1 protein-coding gene is annotated in these 9,159 nt (G+C 52.7%); it reads left to right on the forward strand.

Translation table 11 applies throughout. From position 1 onward, the window contains the following. Positions 1-314 precede the first annotated feature (314 nt). Positions 315-9,159, forward strand: an 8,845-nt coding sequence (locus tag Enr17x_RS07140) for a right-handed parallel beta-helix repeat-containing protein (RefSeq protein ID WP_198001008.1), incomplete at its 3' end; no start/stop codon positions are given.

Raw genomic sequence — 9,159 nt, forward strand, 5'->3', positions numbered from 1 at the left:
TCATTTTGATGTAATGAGTAGCGTTGGGAAAAATTAACGTCTTGGTAAAATTGTTAAAATTAGAGGAACAGGCGCTTTTTTCTGTGGAATTTTTTAGAAGTTTCGGATATTGATGGTTAGACAAATGACAACAGGTTTGCTGCGCTGACTGATAAATAGGTCGGTAAGAGGCCTGATGTCACTAAGAAAAAATTCTGAGAACACTAATGAGGGGTGAGATTTTTTCTGCCTCTCAAAACATATTCGATACCAATCGTCTCATACATTTACAGTTTATCTAACTGAATTGACCTACTATCTGAGGAGTTGACAGGATGCTGCTTACGAATTGGCTCGGTACTATCACTTCCCGCATCAAAAAACGTCCCACATTTCGTTCTCGTGATCGCCGTGCAATCCGGCGCCGCTGGCACGCTGCTGTCAACAACCAGATCTCCACGACCGAAGTCTTGGAAGACCGGACGCTGCTGACAACGTTCTTCGTCGATGACTCTCTGGAGCTCACGAATGACCAGGGGGCCGCTGGTTTGGACGCGGGTGATACTGTCACTTTTGCGTTTGGTGAAGCCGGCCAGACAGTAGGGCTGATTTTCGGGACGGATGCCTTTGCCACGATTCAGGACGCGGTGGATGCTGCTCAACTCAGTGTTGATCCTACGGATACCATCAACGTGGCCGCAGGAACTTATACCGAAGATGTGATCGTGGATACCTCTGTGATTCTCCGGGGAGCCAATGCCGGGATTGCAGGTAATGGTGTTCGCGGGGCGGAGAGTCTGATTGATCCGAGTTCACCCTTTGGGATTGAAGTCCGTGCTGATGACGTCACGATTGACGGGTTTGAAATCACGGGACTCAATCGGGATGGGATCAACGTGCGCCCGACAAATTCCGGGCCGGGGGTGTCTACACGCGAAAACATCGTGATCCAAAACAATTACATCCATGAAACACTCGTCCCTGGTAGCCAGGTTAACGGGATTGTGTTTGGGGAGCAAGTTGTCGGGGGACCTGATTCAACTGATATGGCGACGATCAGCTTTGTCACCATCTCGGACAACTTGATCGATGTGACCGATGATAACTCCGCCCGCGGCGTGGTGATGACCGGACATTTCGCGAGCATCCACTTCGACAATTTCGACATTACTGGCAATGTCATCCAGGCAAAAAACAACGGGCTCTTCTTTTCGGAAAACCCTGCCATCTACACTGCCGCAGGGATTGAAATCCTGGATAACACTTTCGAATCACCTGGGAGTACGGGGATTAACGCCGGAAACCTCGATTCCACTTCGAAAGTGAACGGGAACACGTTCATCAATAATGCCACTGGGGCGGCTCTCAACTTCGCTGAAGCGGGTGGAGAGGTGTTGAACAACATTTTTGAAAACAACACCAACGTGGGATTGTACTTCTTTGATGATACCTACTTCCCGCAGTCCTCGGAAAATCCCACAGTTACCGGCAACACCTTCACCAATAATGCTCGCCAGGTGGGAGGAGATGCGCCTGCCGTGGATTTCGATGCCATCCAGAACAACAACAGCTACGATGGTGGTGTGGAGGTTTCCAGCAACGGTAATCTCTACGGGAGCATTCAAGAAGCCATTGACAACGCGATGCCTGGTGATGATGTGACCGTGGTGATCAACGCGACCTACACCGAAAATGTGGACATCAACAAAGCCGTCACATTAATGGGAGAAGCAACGGTGGACGGCAGTGTCACGGCATCCGTAGCCGGAGCAACCATCGCCCCCGGTTTCAGTCCCGGCACCTTTACCAGCACCGATTTGAATCTGACTGCCGGCTCCTCATTGAGTGTGGAAATCGATGGAATCTCCGGGGCCGGGGTGGTGGGCGGTCATGATCAATTCGTGACAACCGGCAATGTGAATCTGGGTGGTGCCACACTGGACACCACGGGCAGCGACATCATCGGCGCCATGTTGGGCGATACGTTCGAAATCATCGATGTGGGCGGTACTCTCACGGGCACCTTTGCCGGTCTTGACAACGGGGATACTGTGCTGGTCAACGGTCAGACCTTCCGCATCTTTTACAACGGTGGTGACGGGAACGATGTGATCCTCACCTTCCTGCCTCCTGTTCCCGTAACCTATGTGGACACCACTTTCACCGGTGTGTACGGCACCTTCATCACCGACGCGGATCCCAATCAGGGTGGTGATCAAAATGCGGTGATTGGAGTCAATGCGTTCGCCTCCATCCAGGAAGCGGTAACGGCCGCATCAGCAGGCGCCACGATTGATATCGCTGCTGGAACTTATGCCGAAGATGTGATCGTGAATACTTCTGTGATTCTTCAGGGAGCCAATGCCGGGATTGCTGCCGGGGTTGACCCTGGTGTCCGCGGCACAGAAAGTGAACTGACCGGCGGGTTTCGTCTCTTTGCGAACGATGTCGTGATTGACGGACTCAAGATCATCGATGGGACCGGTCCGGCCGGCATTGGCAGTCAATCTGCCGTCTTCATGACTGCCGGCACCACGGGGCATACGATCGAGAACAATATTCTGGAAGGTCCGGGAACGGGAGTCGAAAGTCGTGGTGTGCTCTCCACATTTAATGGAAATAACGACAACATCACGATCCAGAACAACGAAATTTACGCTTGGGTCGCCGGTATTCATAACCAGGGCAACACGAATGTAGACATTTTAGGCAACAACTTCCATGACGTGGTCGTAGGCATCGCCAATGACTTCGTTGCTGATGTCAGTATCGAAGGCAACGCCTTCAGCAACGCATCGGGAGGTGTCGGCGTCTTCAATAACACTTCCAATGGCATACCCGATGTAGCCGCTCATAACAACTTTTTCGACTCCTCAACGCTCACCGAGCTCATCGGTCATCACGGTGGAGATGCTGTTGACGCTTCCGGCAACTGGTGGGGCAGCACGGACGAAACAACAATCGCTAATTCCATGAAGAGCGGCGGTGTTGCTGGCGACGCTTCGCAGGTCGACTTCACTTCATTCTTGAATAACGGTGCAGACACAAACGTGGGGCTGGCAGGTTTTCAAGGTGACTTTTCCACTCTGAATGTGACCTCACTGGGGGCTCAAACAGGTCCCGGCGGACGGATTCAGGAAGCCATTGATAGTGTGACTGCTGGAGGAACTGTTAATATCCTCGCCGGTACATATTCCGGAAATGTTGATGCAACTGGAAACAACGTAATTTTGGCTCCGGGTAACAGCCCCGGACAGGTCACCATCAATGGCAACCTGACATTGAATGGCGACGATACACTCGACATCGAAATGAACAGTGCCATAGCGGGAACCGGCTTCGATCAACTGGTCGTGAACGGAACCGTCAGCTTAGGTGGTGTTACTTTAAATCTGATTGATGGTTTTGATCCTGCAGAAGGGGATGAGTTTGTCATCATCGACAATGTTGATGTTCACGCTGTCGCGGGAACCTTCAACGGTCTCGCCGAAGGTCATGAATTTACCGACTTCCTTGGCGTCATCGGACAGAGCGCGTTTCTGACTTATGCGGGTGGCGATGGTAACGATGTTGCGATTGTTGTTGAAAACTCAACACCTGTGGTCGATCTGCCCGTCGATGGAAATCCCGATGATTACACCATCGAACTGGTAGGCGGAAATGTCGTCATCACTGACGATGCCACTGGAGACGTGATTTCGAATACGCCATTAGCTGCACTCGGCGGACCGATCGTGATTAACGGTGAAGATGGCCAGGACGATACTCTGACATTCGACTTGACCGGCATCGATGAAAATACCGGTTTGGAAATTGTCTTCAACGGGGGAGTCGGTGGTAACGACGAACTGACTCTCATCCGAACGGGCGCTCTGACCTCATTGGATCATATTTTCCAGACTCCCAGCGATGGTTTGATTTTCATCAATGGTCAGGTCTCTCCAATCATCACATACACCGGTTTGGAACCGATAACTGATAATGTCGTCGTTGCGAACCGTACCTTTACATTCATCGGGGCAACAGAAACAATTACACTGTCTGATGATGGTGATGTAGGCGATGGGCAATCCTTCATTGATTCAAACCTGTCCGAATCAGTTGTGTTTGTGCATCCCACTAACTCGTTGACGATTAGAACCGAAGCCCTGGGGGGTAGTGGGGCAGACATCATCAACATCGATGGTATTGACTCGACCTTTGATCAAGACTTGATTGTCCTGGCGGGCACCGATGATACGATCAACACCGCCGCTGTTGACATCGGCTCCGGCTTGTTAGATTTGACTGCCGATCAAGTCAACGTCAATGGTGCCTTTACTACAACGGGTAGTGTCGATATTGAATCCACGGCTCAAGACATTACATTTGGCGCCGCTGGTTCGATCGACGCCGGTGCCAGTGATATCGATTTAACGGCGTTCTTCAATGTGGAATCGGTGAATGTGACCACAACCAGTGAAGTACGCGTGACAGCCACCGGTGGTGGCATTAATGACCTGAATGGGAATGCCCTGATCACCGCTGATCGCGTGGCCCTGCGTGCTGGTGGTGCAGGGGGGGGGATTACCGGTCTCGAGACTGATGTCAATACCCTGGCGGTCAGTGCGACCGGTGGCGGATTTGCTATCGACAATACAGGTGATCTGGTAATAGGCACCGTCGATGGCTTAAGCGGAATCACTGCGAACTCTAGTACCATCTTTTTTACCACTACCGGAGCACTCACAGTGAATGAGGCTGTTTCTGCAGGAATCATTGCTTGGTTGTCAGCTACAGATTCTGGTACTGCAGGACAGGACATTAACGTCAATGCCGACATCACCAGTACGAGTGGCGATATCTCATTGGAGGCTGGTGATAATTTCAATCTAGCAACCGGTGTGACATTGGATGCCGCAACTGCATTGAGTATCGAGATTGATTCCTTCAATGCCGATGCTGGAGGAAGCATTGCTAACCTGAACGGGGATCTGATTGCAGGAACACAGATTACCGTGTTTGGCCAATCCGATGACGATCAGGTCATCATCGACGGCAATGCCGGGGCCACCAATGATGGTGGAACTGTAGACGGAATTCAGTCACTCTTCTCATTCGTTGGGGGTGGCGGTACAGACGAGTTGATCGTGGACGACTCGGGTGATGTGACCGGCGATACGATTCTCGTTCAAAGTTTATTTCCCGGAAGTGGTGCTGTAATCGGTGCCACTGGGGTTACCTTGGGCTTTGAAACGTTGGAAAACCTGACATTGTTTGCTGGTACGGATGCCGATGACATTACTGTCTCTCCAAATGCTCTGACGTCAATCGATATCTTTGGTGGCGATCCTGCAATTGCTCCCGGCGATACATTGACTTACCTCACTCCTCCGGGGGAAACTTCCACATTCACTCCCGCTGGCTTAGATGGTGGTACCATCGGAGCGACGGGCGGATTCCAGGATGTCGTCTTTGATGAAATCGAAGGCCTGACCTTTGGTGGAAGTGTAGCCGTCGATGGTACCGCCGGCGATGATGTGCTCACGATTACGGCAACCAGTGCCGATTCTGGTACCTACCAGATTAACGGTGGTCCGGTCATCAATTTCAACGCAGCCACCGATTTTACTTTCAATGGTCTGGCTGGCGATGACCGTCTCGTGATTAACAACCCAGGGGGTGGCGTGTTTGATCCTCTGAACGGCATTTTCTTCAATGGTGGCTCCGGTGGAGAAACGCTCGGCGATACCCTTGAGATCTTAGGCGGAACTGCAGGCTCTGTTGAACATCGCTTTACAACGGAAAATGACGGCAGCGTATTCTATAATGGTGAAGGTGTAGCAACGATTACTTACACCGGTCTGGAACCGGTGCTGGATACGATTGTCGCCACCGATCGGATCTTTAGTTTCTTAGGCGCAGGTGAAACAATTACGCTCTCCGATAATGCTGGTGCCGGTGATGGTATCTCTCTGATTGATTCTACCCTGGGTGAGTCGGTTGCGTTCGTGCATCCGGCCGGGACGGTCACCATCAATACCGAAACCAGTGGAGGCAGCGGTGTAGATCAGGTTAATATCAACGCTGTCGACTCGACATTTACTGCAAATCTGACCGTGAATGCCGGTACCGATGATATCATCACTACCACCACTGTCGACATTGGAGCGGGTGTGTTGGATTTGACTGCCGGTCTGGTCAATGTCAATGGTGCATTTACCACCACAGGCAGCGTAGATATTGAAGCGACAGCAAGTGACATTGAATTCAATGCTGTCGGTTCGATTGATGCCGGTGCCAGTGATATCGATTTAACGGCCTTCTTCAATATAGAATCGTTACAGGTTTCAACCACCAGTGAAGTTCGGGTTACAGCTAGCGGCGGCGGCATCAATGACTTAACAGGGAATGCCCTGATCACTGCTGATCGGGCGGCTTTGCGTGTTGGTGGTCCCGGCGGTATTACCGGTATCGACACAAACGTCAATACTCTGGCAACCAGCGTGACCAGTGGTGGATTTTCGATTGACAATACCGGAGCATTGGAAATTGGCACGGTCGATGGTTTAGCTGGTATCACTGCTGCTGCCAGTTCAATCTTCCTGACGACAACTGGTACTCTGACAGTCAATGAAGCAGTCACTGGAAGGGCGGTCGATTTAAGATCGAACGATACCATGACGATTTCAAATAATGTAGCTGCTTCTATGGGAACTTTGAAGCTGCAAAACTTTGGCGGTGACTTTGTATTGAACAGCCCCGCACAAGTCTCAAACGCCGCAGCATTTTTGATCGACATTGATTCTGCTGGAACCGTAGATTTGGCTGAGGGGTCGATCATCACCAGCCTTGGCACCGGTCTGATCGACATTGATGCCGTTAACAATATCAATCTGGCAAGTATTACAACTGGCGGTGAAGTGCAAGTCACCACTTCCGCAGGCAGTATCACTGACAATACAGCAGCTGAAACTGCTTTGATTGACGCCAGTACTGTTGCGCTGCGTGCCGCCACCGGCATTGGTGCCGCGGGACCTGCTGACATTGACCTGGATATCAGCTTTATGGCCGCAAATGCGACAAGCGGCAATATCTTCCTGCAAGATCCTTCTCTGACAACCGTCGGCACTGTCGATGGACTGGCTGGTATTACAGCCGGCGGAAACATCGATTTGGATATGGGGGGACTAAATCTCAATGAGCAGATCGAAGCCACCGGTGCCGCGTCAACGATCGTGGTGAATTCGTCATCCAGCATCTTGGCTAATGACACCGTGCGGACGAACGGCGGGACGATTGACCTGCTGGCGAATAACGACCTTAGCCTGTTTTCATTTTCATTGGTTGATACCACGTCCGCCGCTGTCGTGACACTGACCGCTGATAACGACAGTGTCGGCGGTGGCTCTTTCGAACAATCAAACGCTAGTCTCGTCAACGCACGCGGTGGCGATCTGGATGTTTCCGGAAGCGGCGATTTGCGGCTCGTTGATCTGCAAAGTGCCGGCGGTACTGTGACTGTAACGACGAACGGAACCATCTTTGACAATAGCGTTAGCGAAGCCGCCTTGGTTACCGCGGGCGAAGTCGCATTGCGTGCTGCCTTCGGTATTGGAGCCGCGGGTGCTTCTGACATTGATTTGGCCGTCGGCAGAGTGGCCGCTTCTTCTCCACTCGGTAACATTGTCCTCAGCAACACAGGCGCTCTGGAAATTGGAACTGTTGATGGTCTGATTGGCGTTGACGCCGGTGCGGGACAGGTGATTGCTTCCGCTGCCAGCCCGCTGACCGTTGCCAGCAACGTCACCGCGGCCGGAACGGTCACGCTGACCTCAACGGATGCGGCCGGACCCGGGGATGACCTGACAATCAACGCCGGTGTGACCGTCGAATCGACGGGCGCGGATGTGGTGCTGAATTCCGGCGATAACTTCCTGCTCGCACTGACGGGGGAAGTGATCGCCGATACGACCATTACAATTAACGTCGATCCGATTACTGACGGGGCAGGAGCCACCGTCGATCTGCTGGGGAACGTGGATGCGACCCTGACCACGATCAACGGTGGTGACGATGCAGACACGTTCAACATCCTGCCAACGCAGGATTCACCGATTACCATCAATGGCGGCAATCCGACTCTGCCGACGGTTCCCGGGGACGTTCTCAATCTGGACTTTACCGGCCTGACGTCTCCCGTGCTGACGCTGGGTATGAGCCCCGGTTCGGGAACCTTCAGTTTTGCCGGTGATCCTCAACTGCCGGTAACCTACAGCAGCATCGAAAACGTCAACACCAGCACGGGTGCTTACCACCTGGTACTGGACATGCTGGCTTCCGGTTTCCAGAATGCGGCCGCTGATACGATTGATGCGATGCTGGATGGAACGGGCACCGATCTGGTGATCGACATCAATGCGGCGAACTTCTTCACGGGAGCCCAGTCCGATATTCTCTCCTTCACGGTCATCGGTTCTGCCGACAGCGATACGCTGAACATCAACGAATCTCCCGGCGGTCTGCCGTTCTTTACCACGGCGGCTCCGGCGATTGGTGCTTCCAACGGTTCGCACCTGAACGCCGCCGCCGACTTCTTCCTGGAAGACATTTTCAACCCCAACACTTACGATGCCACCGACATCACGATTCACTTTGACGGGGGCGCCGGTGTTGATGACGTGAACGTCGGCTTCATTACCGACCATGACGCCGGTTACTTCTCGGACATGGACGATACCCTGGGCAGCGGCAATATCGTCGCCGCTCTGACGGGCGACACCGACATCGATCTGGGGCTTTCCTTCGCTCGCGTGGAAGGGGCCGGAATCTTCGGCACGACCACCGGTGGCGGTCTGCACGTCGATGCCAGTGCCACCCCGGCAACCACTCAGGTCGTGATTGACGATGCTCTCGGAGCCGGCGACGGGATTTCCCAGGTGATGGCCAATGGTGGATTCACCAACCTGCTGTTCGGTGGATTTAACGATCTGCAACTGGTCTCGGGACCGGGCAGCGAAACCATCGATCTGATCGCATTGGACTCCATCACCAGTTTGATCAATATCGAACTGGATGCCGACGACGTCTTTGGCACCAACGCAGCCGACAACGATGTGATCCGTGTGCATTCGGCTCCGCTGGGCGTACTCAACATCAACATCCTGGCAGCCGCCGGTGATGACGTGATCAATGTCTTTG

The organism is Gimesia fumaroli (genome assembly GCF_007754425.1).
Classification (GTDB): Bacteria; Planctomycetota; Planctomycetia; order Planctomycetales; family Planctomycetaceae; genus Gimesia; species Gimesia fumaroli.